The sequence below is a fragment of the Thermoactinomyces sp. CICC 10522 genome (assembly GCF_016055075.1).
Taxonomy (GTDB): domain Bacteria; phylum Bacillota; class Bacilli; order Thermoactinomycetales; family Thermoactinomycetaceae; genus Thermoactinomyces_A; species Thermoactinomyces_A daqus.
In genome coordinates this window covers 215815-233533 of record NZ_JAECVY010000002.1, presented here as the reverse complement: position 1 = coordinate 233533, position 17719 = coordinate 215815, and the positions used below count along the sequence as shown (strand labels likewise).

The 17719-nt window shown below is 50.1% G+C and carries 17 protein-coding genes; 12 read left to right on the top strand and 5 right to left on the bottom strand.

Translation table 11 applies throughout. The features are described 5' to 3' along the window. The first annotated feature begins 127 nt into the window (after positions 1–127). From I8U18_RS04625 to spoIVB, 8 genes are all read left to right on the top strand, one after another. Positions 128–751 (top strand): hypothetical protein, encoded by a 624-nt coding sequence (locus I8U18_RS04625; protein WP_198054974.1) that lies wholly within the window; start codon positions 128–130, stop codon positions 749–751. Next, on the top strand, positions 732–2621 hold the full coding sequence (dxs, locus tag I8U18_RS04620) for a 1-deoxy-D-xylulose-5-phosphate synthase (RefSeq protein WP_198054973.1): 1890 nt from the start codon (positions 732–734) through the stop codon (positions 2619–2621). Before I8U18_RS04625 ends, dxs begins: the two co-directional genes overlap by 20 nt. Positions 2622–2630: 9 nt before the next feature. Further along, positions 2631–3452 (top strand): TlyA family RNA methyltransferase, encoded by an 822-nt coding sequence (locus I8U18_RS04615; RefSeq protein ID WP_198059039.1) that lies wholly within the window; start codon positions 2631–2633, stop codon positions 3450–3452. 87 nt (positions 3453–3539) lie between these two features. Further along, positions 3540–4064 (top strand): hypothetical protein, encoded by a 525-nt coding sequence (locus I8U18_RS04610; RefSeq protein ID WP_198054971.1) that lies wholly within the window; start codon positions 3540–3542, stop codon positions 4062–4064. Between the two features lie 26 nt (positions 4065–4090). Further along, positions 4091–4978, top strand: coding sequence for an NAD(+)/NADH kinase (locus I8U18_RS04605; RefSeq protein WP_033101923.1), 888 nt, complete (start codon positions 4091–4093; stop codon positions 4976–4978). Next, positions 4975–5427 (top strand): transcriptional regulator AhrC/ArgR, encoded by a 453-nt coding sequence (gene ahrC / locus I8U18_RS04600; protein ID WP_033101922.1) that lies wholly within the window; start codon positions 4975–4977, stop codon positions 5425–5427. The genes I8U18_RS04605 and ahrC overlap by 4 nt, the downstream gene beginning before the upstream one ends. Positions 5428–5438: 11 nt before the next feature. Then, positions 5439–7169 (top strand): DNA repair protein RecN, encoded by a 1731-nt coding sequence (gene recN / locus I8U18_RS04595; protein WP_033101921.1) that lies wholly within the window; start codon positions 5439–5441, stop codon positions 7167–7169. Between the two features lie 236 nt (positions 7170–7405). After that, positions 7406–8773, top strand: a complete 1368-nt coding sequence (gene spoIVB, locus I8U18_RS04590; RefSeq protein WP_198054970.1) for a SpoIVB peptidase — start codon at positions 7406–7408, stop codon at positions 8771–8773. 108 nt (positions 8774–8881) lie between these two features. Here spoIVB and gltP read toward each other — a convergent pair whose 3' ends face one another. Together gltP and I8U18_RS04580 are read right to left on the bottom strand one after the other, a co-directional pair. Beyond that, positions 8882–10153 carry a glutamate/aspartate:proton symporter GltP gene (gene gltP / locus I8U18_RS04585; protein ID WP_033101920.1) on the bottom strand — a complete coding sequence of 424 codons (1272 nt, stop codon included), beginning with the start codon at positions 10151–10153 and terminating at the stop codon, positions 8882–8884. Positions 10154–10452: 299 nt separating this feature from the next. Next, positions 10453–10590 (bottom strand): hypothetical protein, encoded by a 138-nt coding sequence (locus tag I8U18_RS04580; RefSeq protein ID WP_198064512.1) that lies wholly within the window; start codon positions 10588–10590, stop codon positions 10453–10455. 162 nt (positions 10591–10752) lie between these two features. Here I8U18_RS04580 and spo0A point away from each other — a divergent pair, with 162 nt between their 5' ends. Continuing rightward, a complete protein-coding gene (spo0A, locus tag I8U18_RS04575) occupies positions 10753–11544 on the top strand; it encodes a sporulation transcription factor Spo0A (protein WP_033101918.1) in 792 nt (263 codons plus the stop codon). 76 nt (positions 11545–11620) lie between these two features. Here spo0A and I8U18_RS04570 read toward each other — a convergent pair whose 3' ends face one another. The 3 genes from I8U18_RS04570 to I8U18_RS04560 form a co-directional block, all read right to left on the bottom strand. Continuing rightward, the gene (locus I8U18_RS04570; protein ID WP_198054969.1) at positions 11621–11854 is read right to left on the bottom strand and encodes a hypothetical protein; all 234 of its coding nucleotides are present in this window, start codon (positions 11852–11854) and stop codon (positions 11621–11623) included. A 20-nt stretch (positions 11855–11874) separates the two neighbouring features. Further along, on the bottom strand, positions 11875–12849 hold the full coding sequence (locus I8U18_RS04565; RefSeq protein ID WP_232330878.1) for a superoxide dismutase: 975 nt from the start codon (positions 12847–12849) through the stop codon (positions 11875–11877). A gap of 142 nt (positions 12850–12991) precedes the next feature. Further along, the gene (locus tag I8U18_RS04560) at positions 12992–13303 is read right to left on the bottom strand and encodes a DUF2627 domain-containing protein (RefSeq protein ID WP_232330877.1); all 312 of its coding nucleotides are present in this window, start codon (positions 13301–13303) and stop codon (positions 12992–12994) included. Positions 13304–13394: 91 nt separating this feature from the next. Here I8U18_RS04560 and I8U18_RS04555 point away from each other — a divergent pair, with 91 nt between their 5' ends. The 3 genes from I8U18_RS04555 (at position 13395) to I8U18_RS04545 (ending at position 17698) form a co-directional block, all read left to right on the top strand. After that, complete coding sequence (locus I8U18_RS04555; RefSeq protein WP_198054967.1) at positions 13395–15452, top strand: sigma-54 interaction domain-containing protein; 2058 nt, start codon at positions 13395–13397, stop codon at positions 15450–15452. A gap of 218 nt (positions 15453–15670) precedes the next feature. Beyond that, complete coding sequence (gene yqiS / locus I8U18_RS04550) at positions 15671–16579, top strand: phosphate butyryltransferase (protein ID WP_033101915.1); 909 nt, start codon at positions 15671–15673, stop codon at positions 16577–16579. Positions 16580–16597: 18 nt separating this feature from the next. Beyond that, positions 16598–17698, top strand: a complete 1101-nt coding sequence (locus I8U18_RS04545; RefSeq protein WP_033101914.1) for a Leu/Phe/Val dehydrogenase — start codon at positions 16598–16600, stop codon at positions 17696–17698. The last annotated feature ends 21 nt before the right edge of the window (positions 17699–17719 follow it).

The following is a 17719-nucleotide window of genomic DNA, read 5'->3' as shown; positions in this document are numbered from 1 at the left end:
CTTCCACTCGCTCCCACATATAAGGTTTGAAACCGGGGAAATTACATACTAACTATTGGGGAACCGGTCTATTTCAAGACCGGCGTTTTTCTGATACTGGCCTTTGGAGAAGGAGAATCGGCGCTTTATGACTTCATTACTCCATAAATCGTTGCGCTTTGCGATCACTGTCAGTTTGATTACTGCACTTATAGCTGTATTTTTCTCTCTGTTCTCCACCACTTTGATGGCCGGGCTCACCTGGGGTGGAGGGATTGTGGTTCTATTCGCGATCGTAGTGCTCGGCATTTTGTTCGATATGTTGGGGATCGCAGCAGCGGCGGCTAAAGAAAAGCCATTTCACGCGATGGCGGCCAAAAAGATTCCGGGAGCGAAGGAATCGATTGGCATTGTTCGCCGGGCAGATCAATTTTCCAGTTTTTGCAACGATGTGGTTGGAGATATCAGCGGGGTCATTAGCGGATCAGCCAGTTTTGCCGTGGCGGCTTCGCTTATTGCCACCTTTCCCCAATGGGGGAAGCAGAAATGGCTGATTGATGTGGTTTTGGTCTCGGTTATTTCCGCCCTGACAGTAGGGGGGAAAGCGTTGGCCAAAACCGTTGCCATTCATTATGCAAACGAAATCATTTATCGAGTGGGAATTGTATTTTACTGGGTAAACCGAAAACTTCATCTCTCCTTGTTTCATGTGAAATCGAACAAGAAAAGAAAGCGAAAGCGAGGCGTTTTACGTGCTCCTCGAACGAGTTAATTCGCCGGATCAACTGAAACAACTGCCTGTGGAAGAACTCCCGAAGCTGGCGGAGGAAATTCGCAGGTTTCTGATCGAGAGTTTATCGAAAACAGGCGGACATTTGGCGTCCAATCTGGGGGTGGTCGAACTGACGATCGCTCTTCACTATTTGTTTGACAGTCCCCGTGACAAACTGTTGTGGGATGTGGGCCATCAAGCTTACGTTCACAAAATTTTAACCGGACGCCGGGAGTTGTTTCCCACACTCAGGCAATACAAAGGGTTGTGCGGCTTTCCGAAAATGAGAGAAAGCGCACATGATTGCTGGGAGACCGGTCACAGCAGCACGTCGTTATCCGGTGCGATGGGAATGGCGGCCGCACGTGATCTGAAAGGGGAAGATTACAAGGTGATCGCCGTGATCGGCGACGGTGCCCTGACCGGCGGGATGGCATTGGAAGCGCTCAATCATATCGGTGAAACGAAAAAAGACCTGATGATCGTCCTGAATGATAATGAGATGTCGATCAGTCCCAATGTCGGCGCGCTTCACAATCACCTGGGGCGGCTTAGGACCAATAAGAGTTACAACAAAATGAAGGCAGAAGTGGAACAACTCCTGAAAAAAATCCCGACTGTCGGCGTTCCGTTTGCCAAGACCCTGGAACGGATAAAGGACAGTTTCAAATATCTGCTGGTTTCCGGTGTTTTTTTTGAAACGTTGGGCTTCACTTATTTGGGGCCGGTGGATGGCCACAAGCTGGATGAACTGATGGAAAGCCTGCGCATGGCCGGGCAAACCAAAGGACCGGTGGTGGTTCATGTCGTAACGCGCAAAGGTTACGGGTATGAACCGGCTGAAAACGATTCGGTCGTTTACCACGGCGTGGGGACTTACAAGATTGAATCGGGTGCATTCCAAAAGAAAGCAGGCGGTGCTCCGGCTTATCCCGCCGTCTTCGGAGACACCTTGGTTCGCCTGGCCGAAGAGGATGAGCGAATCGTTGCCATTACGCCCGCCATGTTGACGGGTTCAAAACTGGAGAAATTCTGTGAAAAATTCCCGGAACGCTGTTTTGACGTGGGTATTGCCGAACAGCATGCGGTCACGTTTGCAGCCGGATTGGCTACACAGGGATTGAAGCCGGTGCTGGCGATATATTCCACGTTTTTGCAGCGGGGGTACGACCAGTTCATCCACGACGTGTGCCGGCAGAAGTTGCCCGTCGTGTTCGCCGTCGACCGTGCCGGTTTTGTCGGGGAAGACGGGGAAACGCACCAGGGCGTCTACGATATCAGCTATTTGCGCAACCAGCCGGGCATGGTGATCATGATGCCGAAAGATGAAAATGAGCTGCAACACATGCTCTATACGGCAGTTCAGTATGATAAAGGGCCGGTTGCCGTGCGTTATTCCAAAGCGGCGGGCGTCGGGGTTCCGATGGATGAAGAATTTAAGCTGATCCCCATCGGAAAATCGGAAGAAGTCCGCCCGGGTACTGATGTGGCGCTCCTGGCTTTTGGCACCATGGTGCAAACCGCTCTGGAAGCGGCCGGGCTCCTTGAGGAAAAAGGGATCAATGCCCGTGTCATCAATGCCCGTTTTGCCAAGCCGCTGGACAGGGAATTGCTCGACCGGCTGGCTGATGAGAAAATCCCGATCATCACGCTGGAAGAAGCGTGCATCGAAGGCGGTTTCGGCAGCGCGGTGCTCGAGTATTTCGCGGCGCGGGAAATCAGTGATATCCGGATAAAAATCCTCGGTGTTCCCGATTATTATGTGGAGCACGGAAGCATTCGCGAGCAGCTGGAGGAAGTCGGATTAACTCCGGAGCAAATTGCCGATACTGTTAATACGTTCTTATCGCAAAAAATACAGAAAGCTTGAGGGTTACCAGTGGAGAAAGAACGGATCGATCTTTTATTGGTGGAAAAAGGGTATTATCCGAGCCGGGAACAAGCGCGACGTTCCATTATGGCCGGTCTGGTCTATGTGAATAACGAACGGGTCGAAAAAGCGGGGACGAAAGTCCCCGTAGATGCTATTATTGAGGTGAAAGGCAGGTTGCATTCCTACGTGAGCCGCGGCGGGTTGAAATTGGAAGAAGCGCTCCGAGTCTTTCCCATCCGCTTGCAAAATCGCGTCATGCTGGATATCGGGGCTTCTACCGGCGGGTTTACCGACTGTGCCCTGCAGCACGATGCGAAACAGGTGTATGCGATCGATGTGGGATACGGCCAGCTCGCCTGGAAATTGCGCCAAGACCCGCGTGTCATCGTGATGGAACGCACCAATTTCCGTTATTTAAATCCGGAAGACCTGAAGGGAGAACAGCCGGATTTTGCCGTCATCGATGTCTCATTTATCTCTCTTTCCCACATTTTGCCCAACTTAAAGCGGCTTTTGTCACCCGGTGGGGAAGTAGTTGCTTTAGTCAAGCCGCAGTTTGAAGCTGGAAAAGAGCAAGTGGGAAAAAAAGGGGTGATCAAGGACCCCAAAGTTCACCGGCAAGTGCTGCGCCGCTTTGTTGAAATGGCTCACATGCTCGGTTATCATGTGATGGGACTCACCTTCTCTCCGATCAAGGGCGGGGAAGGGAATATTGAGTTTTTGGCTTATCTGCGTCTGGAAAAAGCGGAGACTCCGGATCCGTGGGATGAGCGAATTGCGGAAGTGGTCGAAGAGGCGCACCGCCGCTTATCATCCGCTCAAGGGTAACCGGTCCGGATTCCCTGCCTCAAGTTTGGCATCAGGGCAGGTTTCATCTGAAGGAACTTCGAATTAGTAGAGAAAGGGGGAGGAAAAGTGGCTAAGCCAGGTGACACCCTTGTGCTTTTTCTGCTAATCGGAGTCATCCTTTATTTTATCATCAGACAGATTCCGCTTTCCGGCGCAAAGTGGGGAAAGAAAGAGGAGGAACCCGTTCAGATCAAAGGAGAAGTTCCGGATCTTTTACGCGCTCACGGATTTGAGGTCATGCATTCCAAAGAGCGGGTTCCGCTTGTGTTCGGGGTGGATGATGCGGTTTATGAAAGCCGGATTTTCATCGATTACATCGCGCGGCGCGAAGATGAACTGTATGTGGTTGTGGTCGCACGGGACAGAAAGCCGCTGAGGATGTCCGGCGCCGGACTTCGCGATTTTTTTCTCCCGTATTATCTGCTGGTTCAGCCTGATGGCATTCTCTATGTGGACAAGGAGAAAAAGACGGTCAAAGTGGTTCATCTTGAGATCCCCGAATTGACATTTTCCAAGAAAAGCCGTAGGAAATGGCCCTTGTATGCCACAGCGGTCGTCTTGCTCTTATTCATTATCTGGCTGGTTCAATAAATGATTGTTTGATGAGGTGGAATTGCTTGAAGACCATCGGGATTACCATAAACAAAAGCAAGCCCAAGGCTCTCCAAGTAGCGGAAGAACTGATCTCTCTCCTGGAACAAAAGGGAGTGGTCGTCTATTTGGAACCGGAGATGGCCGTTGAACTGAAACGGCCCGAATGGGGGCTTCCGCTGAATCAGTTTTGCACAAAGGTCGAACTGGTGTTTGTGCTCGGGGGAGATGGCACCCTGCTGGGGGTGGCCAGGCAGTTTGCGCAACACCGATTGCCCATTCTCGGCTTTAATGTGGGACAGTTGGGTTTTTTGTCGGAAGCGGAACCGGAAGATCTGTCAATGGCTGTGGATCGGGTGCTGGCGGGGGATTATTTCGTTGAGGAAAGACTGATGTTGGAAGCGGAAGTGGTTCGCGACGGCCGTGTCGTTGAAAAAGGGATTGCTTTAAACGATGTGGGTGTCGCCAAAGGCTCGTTTGGCCGGATGATTACCTGTACCGCTTATATGGATGGCATGGTACTGGGAACATATTCCGGAGACGGGCTGATTATATCGACTCCCACGGGATCAACCGCTTATTCGCTTTCGTGCGGAGGGCCGATTGTCCATCCCAGCATTCAACAAGTATTGCTGTTGACACCGATCTGTCCGCATACCCTTACCTCGCGTCCGATGGTTTTGCCGGCGGAGGGGGTTCTGGAAATCGTCGTTTCCGCCGTACATCAGGAGATGGGAATGACGATCGACGGACAGGTGGGTTATTGTTTGCAACAAGGGGATATGGTAAGAGTGAGGCGTTCCCCTTTCCCCACTTTGCTCATCAAATGGCAGGATCGCTCGTTTTTTGAGGTGGTTCGCCAAAAATTGCAAGGTGAAAGCGCGATGGATGACAGCAGAGCAGGAGGAAGATGATGAAGGCACAGCGTCACATAAAAATTCGTGAAATCATTACCAATCAGGAAATCGAGACCCAGGATGAATTGGTGGAAGAATTGAAAAAAGCAGGGTATAACGTAACACAGGCCACCGTTTCCAGGGATATAAAAGAATTGCAACTGATCAAGGTGCCGACCAATAACGGAACTTATAAATATTCGCTTCCAACCGATGAAAAACGGTTTAATCCGCTGAAAAAATTAAAAAGAGCGCTACAGGAGTCGTTTGTCAGCATTGATTACAGCGAAAATCTGATCGTGTTGAAAACATTGCCGGGAAATGCCGATGCGGTCGCAGCCCTGATGGATCATCTAGATTGGGATGAACTTTTGGGAACGATCGCCGGTGACGACACAGTGCTTCTCATCTGCCGCGGCAAAGAAAACGCACCGGTTGTGGTCGGACGCTTCCTTGAACTGTTGTAGGGGGCGATGGGATGCTCAAAGAACTCGTTATTCGCCATTTGGCCATCATTGAAGAAGTGCATATCCAATTTTCCGGGGGTTTTCATGTTCTCACAGGCGAAACGGGCGCGGGCAAATCCATTTTGATTGATGCGTTGGGGTTGATTGCCGGCGGGAGGGCTTCGGTTGATTTCGTGCGGCATGGCAAAGAGAAAGCGGAAATTGAAGCCGTTTTTGAGTTGGCTGAATCCCACCCGGTGCGCCCGCTGCTGGAAGAATGGGGATTTGCGTCCGACGAATTGGACGTGCTCATCATTCGGCGGGAGATCACCTCGGGTGGGAAGAGCACTTGCCGCGTGAACGGCCGGGTGGTGACGCTGGCCCTGTTAAAGCAGATTGGCTCAAAACTGCTGGACATTTCGGGGCAGCATGAACACCAATCCTTGCTTTCCGCCGAAGAGCATTTGTCTTTGCTGGATCAATTCGGCGGTGCTGAGATTATTCACCTGCGCAGCCAATATCAGTCGCTTTACCGGGAATTTAAAGAAATTGACCAAGAATTGAACCGGTTGAAAATCGACCAACAGGAGCTGGCCCATCGCATCGATCTCTTGGAGTTTCAACGAGAGGAAATAGAGGGGGCCGGATTGGTTCCGGGAGAAGATGAAGAGCTGGAACAAGAGCGGAACCGGCTGGCCCATATGGAAAAGTTAATGCAGCATACCGCCAAGGCATATCAAGCGCTTTTTGGCGAGCGGGGGGCTTTGGAGCTGCTTCAGGAATCCCTTTCGCATGCCGAAGAAATGGCCGAGGTGGATCACAGTTTGAAGCCCGCCTGGGATAACATGCAATCGGCTTATTACCAACTGGAAGAGGCTGCCCGGGAGATTTCGCGCTACGGTGATGGGCTTGAGTTTGATCCCGAACGCTTGTATGAGGTGGAAGAACGCCTTCATCTGATCAAGCAATTAAAGCGAAAGTACGGCGAAAGCATTGACGAGATCCTGGCTTACGGAGAAAAGATCAAACAGGAACTGTCCTCCCTGAACCACCGGGAGGAAACGGAAGCGGAATTGACGGCAAGGCGGAATGAATTGCAAGAGGAGTTGCTCGCCTTGGCGAAGGAACTGACCGCCAAACGCAAAAAAGCGGCAACTCTTTTGGAGACACGCGTGGAGAAAGAGCTGGCTGATCTGAATATGGGTTCGACTGTCTTTCATGTGGCCTTTTATCGCGAGCGCGCAGTGCAACTCCTTCCGCACGGGCAGGATCTGATCGAATTCCAGATTGCCCCCAACCCGGGCGAACCGTTGAAACCGTTGGCAAAAATCGCGTCGGGCGGGGAGCTGTCACGGATTATGCTCGCCCTTAAGACTATTTTCGCCTCAAGTGACCAGAGTCATACGCTCATCTTCGACGAGATTGATACAGGGGTCAGTGGACGTGCGGCGCAGGCGATTGCGGAAAAAATGGCCGCATTGGGCCGGAAACATCAGGTGCTGAGCGTAACCCACCTGCCCCAGGTCGCATGTATGGCCGACCATCATTTTTGCATTGCCAAAGAAGCCTTGGATAATGAAACGCGCACGAAAGTGGAGCGGCTTGACCTCAATCGTCGCATCCGGGAACTGGCCCGCATGCTCGGCGGAGCTCAGGTGACCCACACGACAACAGAACATGCGCAGGAAATGATCCGCTTAGCGGAAGAGGTCAAGCAAGCCATGGCTGAAGAAAAGCAAATGTCTCGCGGACAGTGCCTTTGAAATTGTTCAAAGGCCTTTTTTTGTATAAGTGCGAAAGTGCTTGGCGAAAGCCAGGTTGGTCGGATCACCGTTTCAGTCACCAAATCATGATCGCGTTTGTTTTGCACCGGAAGGAAGGGGACAGTGGGAAGCTGTCAATAGTGGAAGCATTTGAAGAACATAAAAGGGAAGGCCCTGGGTTAACTTATTTTTAGAGACGGCAAGGGATAGGCGGGAAGCTCAGGAGAGTGGTGAGGTTGCACAAACAGAGTAAGCAAAAGTGGCTGGGTTTTCTCCTGGTGCTTCTCCTCGTGTTGGGAAGTACTACACCGACATTTCGTCAATTCACCGAATTTCCCCATGAGCTCAGGCTCTTTATGGGGCAATGGAGCAAATTGCATTTAACGATGCCGGTCTCTGCTACTGCTAGTATTTCCAATCCGGATATTATTGAGGTGAATGGTTCCACCGGGGCGCGGGTACCCGTTGATCTGCACAGGCCGCTTCAACTGAAGCCTCATGCCGTCGGCCACGCGCTGATCACCCTGAAATTATTTGGAACGGTGCCGATTCGGAGCCTTGCTGTCCATGTCTATCCGAATCTCAAGGTGATTCCGGGTGGTCAGTCGATCGGGGTCAAATTGCATTCAAAAGGGGTCATGGTGGTTGGACATCATCTTGTACAATCAAAGCAGTCTGACGCAAAGTCGCCTGCGGAAAAAGCGGATATCCGGGTTGGGGATTATCTCCTCAAGATTAACGGACAACCGGTGCAAAGAGTGGTCGATGTCGCCAGATGGGTAAAGCTGGCCGGAAAAGATAAAAAGAGTCTGCATATTACGCTGCTCCGCGATGGCAAAGAGAAGACCGTGGAGATCCAGCCAGTGTATGACGAAAAAGAGCGTGTATACCGGTTGGGGATGTATATACGCGATTCGGCGGCCGGTGTGGGAACACTTACGTTCTATGATCCGGAACATAAAGTGTATGGTGCCCTCGGACATGTTATTACGGATATGGATACAGGAAAGCCGATCCGGGTAGGGGATGGAAAAGTCGTTAAATCCAATGTCACTTCGATTCAAAAAGGGGAGTCGGGTGAACCTGGCGAAAAAAGGGCGATATTCTTCCAGGAAGACCAGGTGATCGGGAATATCCAAAAAAACACGCCTTTCGGTATTTTTGGAAAAATGGATCGCTTGCCGGAAAAGGGATTGCTCAACCAGGAAATTCCAGTGGCCTTGGCAGAACAGGTCAAGGAAGGGCCGGCTAAAATTCTGACCGTTGTTGACGGACAAAAAGTGGAGCAGTTTGACATTGAAATCGTCCATGTGCTGAGGCAGAAGTTTCCCGCTACAAAGGGATTGATCATTAAGGTGACCGATCCACGGCTTCTGGAAAAAACAGGAGGGATTGTCCAGGGGATGAGCGGCAGCCCGATTATCCAAAACGGAAAATTGGCAGGGGCGGTCACGCATGTTTTTGTCAACGATCCGACGTCAGGCTACGGTACTTTTATTGAATGGATGTTGCAAGATGCAGGAGTGTTACACTCGCAAGCGGGCGCTATGAACAGCCCGCTTTTTTTAATTGAGAATGATTATCGACATTCACAAACGTGTTAATTTTTTTTTGCTTTTGAGATGGCATCGTGCATCGGAAAAGTTTAAAATAAAACTCGTTTTAAAGAAAAACAGACTGCGCGTGGTTGCAGTCTGTTGGAATGGATAACCTTAAGCCGCTTGTTTCAGTTCTTCGAGGTATTCTTTGGCCCGGTTTTGGTCGTATTGTTTTTCCCATTTGGACATGACAATGGCGGCAAGAGAGTTGCCGATGACGTTGACGACTGTGCGCGCCATATCCATCAAGCGGTCAACCCCGGCGATAAAGGCGAGTCCTTCCACCGGAATCCCAACCGAACCGAGCGTTGCCAAAAGGACGACGAAGGAAACTCCGGGTACGCCGGCAATTCCTTTGGAGGTTACCATCAAGGTTAACAGCAATGTGATCTGCTGAGACCAGGAAAGATGGATACCGTACATCTGCGCGATAAAAATGGCGGCGATTGCCTGATATAAGGTGGAACCATCCAGATTGAACGAATAGCCGGTTGGAATGACGAAAGAAGTAATTGCTTTGGGACAGCCGAATCTTTCCATTTTCTCCATGATTTTAGGCAGAACCGTTTCCGAGCTGGAAGTGGAATAAGCCAAAATCAGTTCTTCTTTCAGGATCCGGAGAATGTGGAAAATATTCACTCCCATGAGACGGGCAACCAACCCAAGGATGACGATAATAAAGAAAATCATCGTCAGATAAACAAGGACGACCAATTTGCTGAGCGGGATCAGCGATTGGATGCCGAATTTGGAAACCGTCACCCCGATCAGGGCAAACACGCCAAACGGGGCAAAACGCATAATGACATTGGTCATATAGAACATGGCATCCGCCGTTCCCTGGAAAAACTTCAGAACCGGTTTTCCTTTTTCGCCGACAGCGGCAATGCTGAGGCCGAACATGACCGAGAAGAAAATGATGGCCAACATATCCCCGTTTGCCAGCGAGGTAAACAGGTTGGTCGGAACAATGTTGACAAAAGTATCGATAAAGCTGTGCTTTTCAACATCCTGTGTCGTTTGTACATATTGTTCGATATCGGTTTTGTGCAAGGTATTTATATTAACGCCCGTTCCGGGATGAAATGCGTTGGCGACGAATAACCCGACGATAATGGCAAGTGTGGTGATGATCTCAAAATAAAGGATCGTTTTACCGCCCAGTTTCCCCAGTTTTTTTATGTCGCCGACGCCGGCCACCCCGACAATCAGGCTGGAGATCACAATCGGGATCACGATCATTTTGATCAGATGAAGGAAAATGTCACCGATGGGTTGAAGCCATGTGGCGACCGAAGGATTACCGTAAAAAACTGCACCGACAACAATCCCTAAGATAAGGCCGATTAAGATTTGCCATGCCAAGGCGATTTTTTTCCTCTTCATTTAACCACCTCACATATGAATAATATTAGTAAAAATTTTAATAATAAATATTTAACTAAGTAAATAAACTCAGCATATACCATAATAAAACATTTGATTAAATGAATCAATCTTTATAACAACAATAATATAAATGGGAATATTTTTACATTTTGAAGCAAAAAAGGAGACATGTATGCCTGTTCGCACACTGTCGGCAAAACTCTTTTTCAAATTTGGAGAGGAAATTGTGGATTCGGAACACCTTTATGGGCGCTTTGTCATCAAGCTGATGCACGGGTATGCCTGTCCGCGCTTTTTTATGTTGAAGGGCGATTCGGGCCTTCCATTTTTTTATCGCCAAACCCCGCAGCCGTTTCCTCTTGGTATGGCTGTTTTTTTGCGGGTTTGTCATTCGCCTTTTTTTCCTGCTCAAGACTTCGGCTTTCTTTTGGCATGCTTGTCCCCCCTTTTAAGTAAAGTATGGATCAAAAGGGGCGGGGTTATAACAATAACTGGAATTTTTTCGATGACCGCCCGGCTGTCAGTTGCAGGAAGTTTCGATTGTTTGTCGAAAGGAAAAAAGTAGATTGGATAAGCGGCGATTAGGAGGGTCTCAATTGAGCAAGATCCGTGTCATATTGGCAGATGATAATCGGGAATTTGCTGAACTGTTAAAAGAACATTTGACAAATCAGGAAGATATTGAGGTCATCGGGGTTGCACACCATGGCGGGGAAGTGGTTGACTTGCTTCAGCGAAGTACCCCCGATGTTCTCGTATTGGATATTATTATGCCTCACCTGGACGGTTTGGGTGTGTTGGAGAAAATCCAGCAGCTTCATCTCGAACCGTCTCCCAAAATCATTATGCTGACGGCTTTCGGCCAAGAAAATATCACCCAGCGGGCAGTTGAGCTGGGAGCATCCTACTACATACTGAAACCGTTCGATTTGGATGTGCTGACCCATCGCATCCGGCAGATGAAAGGGATCGGTGGGACAGAATCCGCGTTTGTCAAAAGCGCAGCCGGAGCGAAATCCAACGCACCAAAAGCGAATAACCTTGACGCCAATATCACCAATGTGATCCATGAGATCGGTGTCCCGGCTCATATTAAGGGTTATTTGTACTTGAGAGAAGCGATCTCAATGGTCTATAACGAGGTCGATTTGTTAGGGGCGATCACCAAATCGCTGTATCCGCGGATCGCCGAAAAGTACAATACGACGCCGAGCCGGGTGGAACGGGCGATTCGCCATGCGATTGAGGTGGCCTGGAGTCGCGGAAACATGGAATCGATTCGCAACCTGTTCGGATACACGATCAATGTGAGCAAAGCGAAGCCGACCAATAGTGAGTTTATCGCCATGGTGGCTGATAAATTGCGGATTGAGCACCGGGCAGGTTAAGCAAATCGCTGCAAAACCCCCTTTTTTCTGGATCGTCTGGCATTCAGAAAAAAGGGGGTTTTTATGGACTGAGCATCTATTTGATTCTTACTTTTTCTTTGCGGTGAAGCCAGAGGCGGTGTTCTTCCTGCGCCTTGGTCAGTTCCCGTAACAATGTATCCGCCACTTCGTAATTTTTGGCGTTTAGTGCCTGCCGGTACTTCTTTTCCAGCGGAGCGATCTCTTTTTGGTGATAAACATTGGACATGCAGGTGTATCTCGGCTTTGCGGGGCGATTGACACCTTTTTCCCGGGTTCTTTTTTTGCCCATGTACACGCACCTCCCGTGGTTTAAAAGGGCTGCCAGATAACCTGGCGGGCCACCTTGAAGCGTTGCTGCACCTGTGGCCAGTAAACGACGTGCCACCAGGCTTCGATGTACTCCTTGCGTCGGTTGGGATATTTCAAATAGTAGGCGTGTTCCCAGACATCCAGCGGCAAGAGCGGAATCACGTCCTGCTGAGAGAGGTTTTGATGTTTTTCCGCTTGCAGGATTTCTAGGCGATGGGCGCGGGGACTCCAAACCAAGAGAGCCCACCCGCCCCCTTCAACCTTTTCCGCCGCCAAAGAAAAATGTTTTTTAAAGGCTTCAAAACTGCCAAAATCCTGTTCGATCTGCTTGAGCAAGGGGCCGCTCGGGCTTCCGCCGCCATGGGGATTCATCGTTTCCCAAAAGATCGTGTGCAGATAATGGCCGGCCCCGTGAAAAGCCGCTTCCCGCTCCCAATGTTTAATCAGTTCAAAATTTCCTGACTGTCGGGCGAGTTCCATCATTTTTTCCGCCTGGTTCAAACCGTTGACATAGCTTTGGTGATGTTCGTCATGATGCAGACGCATCGTTTGTTCGTCGATGTAGGGTTCCAGGGCATCATAGGGATAAGGGAGAGGCGGCAATTTATGTTTGCCGATCGGAACGCGCGGTTCGGCAAAACGGTGGGTGGAACGGGCGGGTTCGAGGTTCAGCATCTCTTCATGTGAGGAGGTGCTCAGTTTATGCTGGGCCGGCAAAAGATCAAGCCAATGGGCGCATTGCTTCAGTGCAGCTGCCACGCGGTCAAACCATTCATCCAGGGCAAAGGGATGAAGGTGATATGCCTTTTTTTCGCTGTGCTCCAGCTGGTTGAGCAGACGTCGCATGGCGGAGGAGATTTCAGGATCGTTTGTGGTTTGCAATTGTTTTTCCAGCCATTTTTTACAGAAACGAATGCTTGACAAAAGAGGGCGTTGGATCCAATTGATCAGCCAAGTTTGCTCGAAATGGTGCATATGGTTTTTGTTCCCTCCCCTGTGATGGGCTCTTTTTTTCACAGGATATGTGAACCATGGGCAAAGGGTGAAAATGGAATCCAAATCGGGAATGACAGATTTCCGGGAAAAAGAAAAACCACCCGCCATGGATGACGAGTGGTTAAAAGCCGGGTTTGTTCTTGTAGTGGAGATCTTTCTCCTTACCCAGTAATTTGGCCTGAATCTTGTTACGTTTTTTATCGCGATAAAAAATAAAACTGCCGAGGACAAAGATTCCTGCGAGAAAGGCAATCAATCCGCCGAGAAAGGGGAACCATGCAAAAGGTTTGCCGGCAAAGGAATCAAACAGGATATCGCGCATCAAAGTCCAGCCATAGATCGCCAAGACCCCGGGCAGGCACATGATCATGATGGCGATAATGCGCTGGTAGACTGGTTTCATGGCCGTGTAACCGTCCTTTCTGTTTCTCAAGGCTATAGTACCTCATTTTTACCAATATTACCACCCTTCCAGGCGTAAAGGGGTATGTTAACATAATGGATGGAAAAAGGAGGGGGCTTCATTGCAATCGATTCTAATCGTAGGCGGGGGAAAAGGAGGACAAGCAATTTTAAGAACCTTTTCCGCAGTTGAGTTCGTCCGGGTCATCGGAGTGATCGATCATCGTTCCGACGCCCCGGCCATGATCGAAGCGAAGAAGCTCGGGATTCCCACAGGCTCAGAGCTGGAACCGTTTTTACATAAAAAGCCGGACGTGATTCTCGAAGTAACGGGTGACCCCGACGTGTTCCGGGAGCTGGCGGAACGCGATCTGCCGGGAACCACGCTCATCTCCGGGGCTGTCGCCCACCTGATGGTTCGCCTCGTTGAGGAGAAAGACCGTTGGTTTGATGCATGGCGGCGCAGACAAAAAGAGCTGGAAGCCATTTTGAATTCGACTCATGACGGTATGATCGCTTTGAACCAGCGGGGAGAGATCACGCTTATGAATGCTTCCGCGGAACGCATGACCGGAGTAAAAACCGGGAATGCTTTGGGACGGCATATTAAGGAGATCATTCCAAATTCGAGATTGGATCATGTACTGCAAACAGGAGTGCCCGAGCTGAATCGCAAGCACATTTTGCCCAGCGGTATGGAGGTGGTGACCAATCGCGTTCCGGTCAAAGGAGCGGATGGCCGGGTGATGGGGGCAGTTTCAGTTTTTCGCGATATCAGCGAGCTTAAAAATCTGACCCAGCAAGTGACGGACCTGAAAAGCATGAAGAGTTTGCTCCAGGCGATCATCGACTCCTCCGATGATGCCATTTCCGTGGTGGATGCCAACGGATTGGGGATTTTGATCAATCCTGCCTACACGAGATTGACCGGTCTTGAACCTGATCAGGTGATCGGCAAACCGGCTGAAACCGATATCTCCGAAGGGGAGAGCATGCATATGAAGGTGCTGACCACCAAGCAACCGGTGCGCGGAGTACACATGAAAGTGGGGCCTCATAATAAAGAGGTGGTCGTCAATGTGGCACCGATCATTATTGGCGGGGAATTGAAAGGGAGTGTCGGAATTCTCCACGACGTATCGGAGATCAAACAATTGAACCGGGATCTGGAACGGGCCAGACGCATTATCCGCACGCTGGAGGCCAAGTATACTTTTGCGGATATTATCGGGAGCAGTGAAGCGATGAAAGTCTCCCTTGACCAGGCAAAACAGGCTGCCAAGACGCGGGCAACCGTTTTGCTGCGCGGGGAATCGGGGACGGGAAAAGAGTTGTTCGCCCATGCCATCCATAATGCGAGCGACCGGAAATACAGCCAGTTTGTGCGCGTCAATTGTGCTGCCCTTTCGGAAAGCTTGTTGGAAAGCGAATTGTTCGGTTATGAAGAAGGAGCATTTACCGGAGCGAAGCGGGGCGGAAAAAAAGGGTTGTTTGAAGAAGCGAGCGGGGGAACCATTTTTTTGGATGAAATCGGTGAGCTGAAGCCAAATACCCAGGCGAAATTGCTTCGCGTTCTTCAGGAAAAAGAAGTGACCCGCGTCGGCGGAACCAAATCCATTCCGATTGATGTCCGGGTGATTGCCGCTACCAATATGTCCCTGGAGAAGGCGATCCAGGAGAAACGCTTTCGGGAAGATTTGTACTATCGGTTAAATGTGCTGCCCATTCATATCGCTCCATTGCGCATGCGGAAAGAAGATTTATATGAACTTTCCCTTCATCTGATTAAAAAGTTTAACCAAGAGTACGGGCGGAATGTTGAGTCAATCGACCAGGAGGCGATTCAGACGCTTTCGGATTATTCCTGGCCGGGCAATGTGCGGGAGTTGGAAAATGTTTTGGGAAGGGCCATGATTAATATGGCTTTTAATGAGAAAGTGATGAAAAAACGGCATCTCCCCCCCTTGAATCTGACGAAGCTGACATTCCCCGATCATCCGGAGAAACATCAGGAGAGCGAAGGAATCCAAACTTTGAAAGAGCGGTTGAGTGAGGTGGAGAAGGAGTATATCGGGAGCATTTACCTCGCCTGCGGGCGAAACAAAACAGAAGCAGCGCGCAAATTGGGCATTTCCGTGCGAAGTTTGTACTACAAATTGGAGCGATACGGTTTATTGTAGAAATGAATTCTTTTGCCTGCAATATTTTGCATACAGTCTGCAATTGTCTGCAAAACGAAAAAAATCTCATTCAGCCAGTTACATGCTGATTTTCAAGGCTTATCCGTTTTTTTAATCGCTTGGCATTACTTTTGCATATAGGGTATCGTGACTGATCAGTCTGCGAAAACTAGTGCTAGTTAAAAAAATAACTTGGTCGGAATAACGAGGTGTGTAGGATGATTAGAACATTTGCTGAAGTAGTAAAAAAAGCAGAAGCTTTGCCACCTGTCACTGTCGCCGTGGCCGCAGCGGCGGATGAAGACGTTCTCGAAGCAGTTCGGAATGCCATCGAACATGGAATCGCCGATTTCCTCTTGTTTGGGGATCAGGAAAAAATTGAGGCTCTGAGCAAAAAAATCGGCCTTAACATTGACTCTTCGAAAATCGGCCATGCTAATACCGTGCAGGAAGCGGCACAGCTTGCTGTGGCCGCAGTCCGCGATGGGAAAGCGGATGTGGTGATGAAGGGGATGATTCAAACGGCCGACTTTTTGCGTGCCATCCTCAACAAGGAAAAAGGATTGCGGACGGGAAGAGTGTTGAGCCATGTTGCCACTTTTGAAGTACCGGGGTATGACCGGCTTATCCACGTGACCGATCCCGCCTTGAATGTGGCACCGGCATTGCCGGAGAAAGCACAAATCGCGCAAAACATCATCGCCTATTGTCATTCGCTTGAAAATATGGAGCCCAAAATCGCTGTCCTTGGTGCGGTTGAGGTCGTGAACCCCAATATGCCGCCGACGCTTGATGCAGCAGCGCTGGCGCAGATGAATCGGCGCGGTCAGCTGAAAGGTGCGGTAATCGATGGCCCCTTCGCCCTGGACAACGCGGTTTCCGTGGAGGCAGCCGAGCACAAAGGGATTGTGAGCCCGGTAGCCGGCAAGGCCGATGTGTTGTTTGTGCCGGATATTGAAGCTGGAAACATCCTCTACAAATCAATGGTCTATTTTGCCAAAGCCAAAATCGGCGCGCTTGTGCTTGGAGCCGCAGCACCGGTTGTTTTGACATCCCGTGCGGATTCTCCTGAAGCAAAGCTGTATTCCATCGCATTGGCGGTGTTGCAAGCGGCAAACCAAAAGTGAGGTTAGGAGGAACTCTCGATGAAAATTTTTGAGTACATGGGCAAATACGATTATGAACAACTCGTATTATGTCATGATGAAGCTTCCGGACTGAAAGCCATCATCTGCATCCACGACACGACTCTGGGTCCTGCGCTGGGCGGGACCCGGATGTGGACCTACGACTCTGAGGATGATGCGATTGAAGACGCCCTGCGCCTTGCCCGTGGAATGACCTATAAAAACGCGGCTGCCGGGCTCAACCTCGGCGGCGGGAAAACCGTGGTGATCGGTGATCCGAAAAAAGATAAAAGCGAAGCGTTGTTCCGCGCCCTGGGACGTTACATTCAAGGGCTGAACGGACGTTACATCACGGCGGAAGATGTGGGGACGACGGTTGAGGATATGGATACCATCCGGATGGAAACCCGGTTTGTTACAGGTATTTCGCCTGCGTTCGGCTCGAGCGGAAATCCGTCTCCGGTAACGGCATATGGGGTATATCGCGGAATGAAAGCGGCTTCAAAAGAGGCTTTCGGAGACGATTCGCTCAAAGGCAAAGTGGTGGCTGTTCAGGGTGTGGGCCACGTTGCTTACAGCTTGTGCAAACATCTGCACGAAGAAGGTGCAAAATTAATTGTAACCGATATCAACAAGGCGAACGTCGACCGTGCCGTTCAGGAGTTCGGCGCTGAAGCGGTTAGCCCGGACAAAATCTACGACGTGGAATGCGATATCTTTGCCCCGTGCGCGCTCGGTGCGATCATCAACGATGAAACGATTGAACGCCTGAAATGCAAAGTGGTGGCCGGTTCGGCGAATAACCAGTTGAAGGAAGAGCGCCATGGCGACATGCTGGAGCAAAAAGGCATTGTCTATGCACCGGATTATGTGATCAATGCCGGCGGTGTCATCAACGTGGCCGATGAACTTCTGGGGTACAATCGTGACCGGGCCATGAAAAAAGTGGAAACGATTTATGACAACATTCTGAAGGTGTTTGAGATTGCCCGCCGGGATGGAATTCCGAGCTATCAGGCGGCAGACCGCATGGCGGAAGAGCGCATCGAAACCATGCGCAAAACACGCAGTACATTTTTGCAAAACGAGTACAGCATCCTCAACTTGAACGGACGTTAATCCGGAGTGAAAGCCTGAGCA

Bases quoted from the DNA above. Each gene is read 5' to 3' on its own strand.
- I8U18_RS04625 (WP_198054974.1), top strand. From the start codon at position 128: ATGACTTCATTACTCCATAAATCGTTGCGCTTTGCGATCACTGTCAGT.
- ahrC (WP_033101922.1), top strand. From the start codon at position 4,975: ATGATGAAGGCACAGCGTCACATAAAAATTCGTGAAATCATTACCAAT.
- recN (WP_033101921.1), top strand. From the start codon at position 5,439: ATGCTCAAAGAACTCGTTATTCGCCATTTGGCCATCATTGAAGAAGTG.
- gltP (WP_033101920.1), bottom strand. From the start codon at position 10,153: ATGAAGAGGAAAAAAATCGCCTTGGCATGGCAAATCTTAATCGGCCTT.
- I8U18_RS04580 (WP_198064512.1), bottom strand. From the start codon at position 10,590: ATGCCAAAAGAAAGCCGAAGTCTTGAGCAGGAAAAAAAGGCGAATGAC.
- I8U18_RS04570 (WP_198054969.1), bottom strand. From the start codon at position 11,854: ATGGGCAAAAAAAGAACCCGGGAAAAAGGTGTCAATCGCCCCGCAAAG.
- I8U18_RS04565 (WP_232330878.1), bottom strand. From the start codon at position 12,849: ATGCACCATTTCGAGCAAACTTGGCTGATCAATTGGATCCAACGCCCT.
- yqiS (WP_033101915.1), top strand. From the start codon at position 15,671: ATGATTAGAACATTTGCTGAAGTAGTAAAAAAAGCAGAAGCTTTGCCA.
- I8U18_RS04545 (WP_033101914.1), top strand. From the start codon at position 16,598: ATGAAAATTTTTGAGTACATGGGCAAATACGATTATGAACAACTCGTA.